Here is a 2,440-nt window from a genome sequence, read left to right as displayed (position 1 = left end):
ACCACTTACACAGTTTCTCTCACAGTGCCGATAGTGTCTTATATTTCTTTATTTGTCTTGTCCTAAAACCCTTCCTTGTTTAACATCCTAGGACTGGAACCTCTAATTATTGGATAATATTATTATCGTTGCACGTATTTCCATTGCCTATTTGTATTACTGAAATATGTTGGGGATTATTACTATTTCGGTTACCCAAGATTAGGTTGTTTCTAAGGATTTCATTTTCATCACCGAATTGCACACCAAATAGTTTCTGCCTGTTGTTATCATTATTATCTCCATCGATTAGGTTATTGTCAGCAACCTCATTACCCTCCCCAATTATCCCGCTAAAGAGCTCCTGCCAGTTGCTATCATTTCTATTTCCATTGATGTAGTTATTTCCAGAAACCTCATTACCGTCCCTTATTATCCCGCTATAGAGCTCTTGCCAGTTGTTATCATTATTATCTCCCCTTTGGATGAAGTTATTGGAAGAAACACTATTTTCATTCCCATTTATTCCGCTATAGTCCTTCTGTCTATTATCATCATTTCTATCTCCTTGTATGAAATTATTTTGAAATACAATATTTTCAGTCCCCTTTATTCCACTATAGACCTTCTGCCTATTACCATTATTATTGACTCCAGAGGAGATGAAGTTATTTTCAGTAACACTATTAGCTCCCCCTTTTATCCCACTATAGAGTGTCTGGTTATTACCATCATTTCTATTTCCATTGATGAAGTTATTAGAGGAAACATTATTTTCATTCCCATTTATTCCGCTATAACCCTTCTGGGTATTTTCATCATTATTGTCTTGCTGGATGATGTTATTTTCAGATACAAAATTATCATTCTCCTTTATTCCGCTATAGAGTGTCTGGTTATTACCATCATTTCTATTTCCCTCGATTCTGTTATTTTCAAAAACTTCATTACCATCCCCCATTATCCTGCTATAGAGATTCTGGCTAACCTTATTATTATTGTCTCCAACGATTAGGTTATTGTTGCCACTATTTAGGGTATGGTTATTATTCCCATTTATTCTGCTAAAGAGCTTCTGTCTATTATGATCATTTCTATTTCCAAAAACTAGGTTATTTTCAGAAACCAAATTACCACCCCCCATTATCTCGATAGATAGCTTCTGACTATTATGATCATTTCTATTTCCAATGATTACATTATTGTCGGTAACAAAATTATCATCCCCTTGAATCTCGTTATTGAGTTTCTGACTATTATCTTCATTTCCATTTCCCATGATTAGGTTATTTCCAGAAACAATATTATCATCCCCCTTTTGCCAAGCCCCAAGCGCTTGACTATTATTCTTATTATTTGTACTTCCAATTCGGTTATTTAATTGTATGATATTCATTCCCTCATCCTGAAAGGCATAAATAGACTGCTTATTGAAATCGTTTCCATTGCCGGTGATTCCATTATTATTTAACAGCATACTTTGACCATTTTGTGCAGCCAAAATACTTTGGGAATTGTCGTTATTATTTTGCGCCAGGCTAAGGTGAAATGCGCAGCAAAGGATCAAAAGGTTAAGAATTACTTTTTTCATGATTTTTAAATTTTAATTGTTATTGCTTAGAAAGGGCTTATTTGAGAGGAGCTATTCAATGGATTAGATCGTTTTTTAATTTTATGTTTATAGGTGAAATTGGAATATTGGAAATCTTAAGAAGGCACTTTTTAGGTATATGTCCAGAGACTACGGACGGAAAAAGAGACGATGAGTAGCTTTTCAGAAGTCATCTGCAATAGGATGAAAATTTATTAGATGCACTTAATGGAATTCTGTTAATTTTGACACCTGCTGGAGGAGCTCTTTCTCTCTTGGAAAGGTTAAATAATTCCATAATAATTTGGATAGTATTCATACAAAGACTTATTCTGAGGGTTGAATTCCAGTTGATATACATATCTTTAAATACTTGCTTGCCCCTCAAAAAAGATATATAGCATGTCTGGGGAAGAATGAAAGCATTTACTGTTTGATTTACATATATTGTTTGCTATTCTCTTTGCCTGATTCCCAACTGCATTAGACCAATTGATTTATTGTTAAATCCCTTTTTGTCGGATCATTGTGTTCATGAAATTTGACAGGTTATCGTTTCCCGGAATCCTATTTTTTCTGGCTTGGTAAATTTTTTGTATGATATTTTTTGGGGGAGATGAAAGACTTGCAAGTTGGAGGAAAGATTTGGTTTTGGTGAGAATTTAATAACCTTATGTCGTCTAAGGCTATTAAATAGGAGCTTTTTCTTTTAATTACCTTTCTGAATTATTCCTTGAAGGAAGGGCACTGCCTTACTTCTCTCAGGCATACGCTGTATGCCAGAAAATAAAATAGCCTTATTTAACTTTTTATAAGCTGTTGCTGCTATATTTTAAGGAATTACAATAATAGGAAGATCTATTAAGATTT

1 protein-coding gene is annotated in these 2,440 nt (G+C 33.9%); it reads right to left on the bottom strand.

Annotated elements, in window-relative coordinates; translation table 11 throughout:
• Nucleotides 1–106 precede the first annotated feature (106 nt).
• A complete protein-coding gene (locus tag E1171_RS02810; protein ID WP_155203871.1) occupies nucleotides 107–1,570 on the bottom strand; it encodes a hypothetical protein in 1,464 nt (487 codons plus the stop codon).
• Between the last annotated feature and the right edge of the window lie 870 nt (nucleotides 1,571–2,440).

This window comes from Xanthovirga aplysinae (assembly GCF_009711365.1).
Taxonomy (GTDB): domain Bacteria; phylum Bacteroidota; class Bacteroidia; order Cytophagales; family Cyclobacteriaceae; genus Xanthovirga; species Xanthovirga aplysinae.
This window is presented reverse-complemented; position numbering and strand designations above follow the sequence as displayed.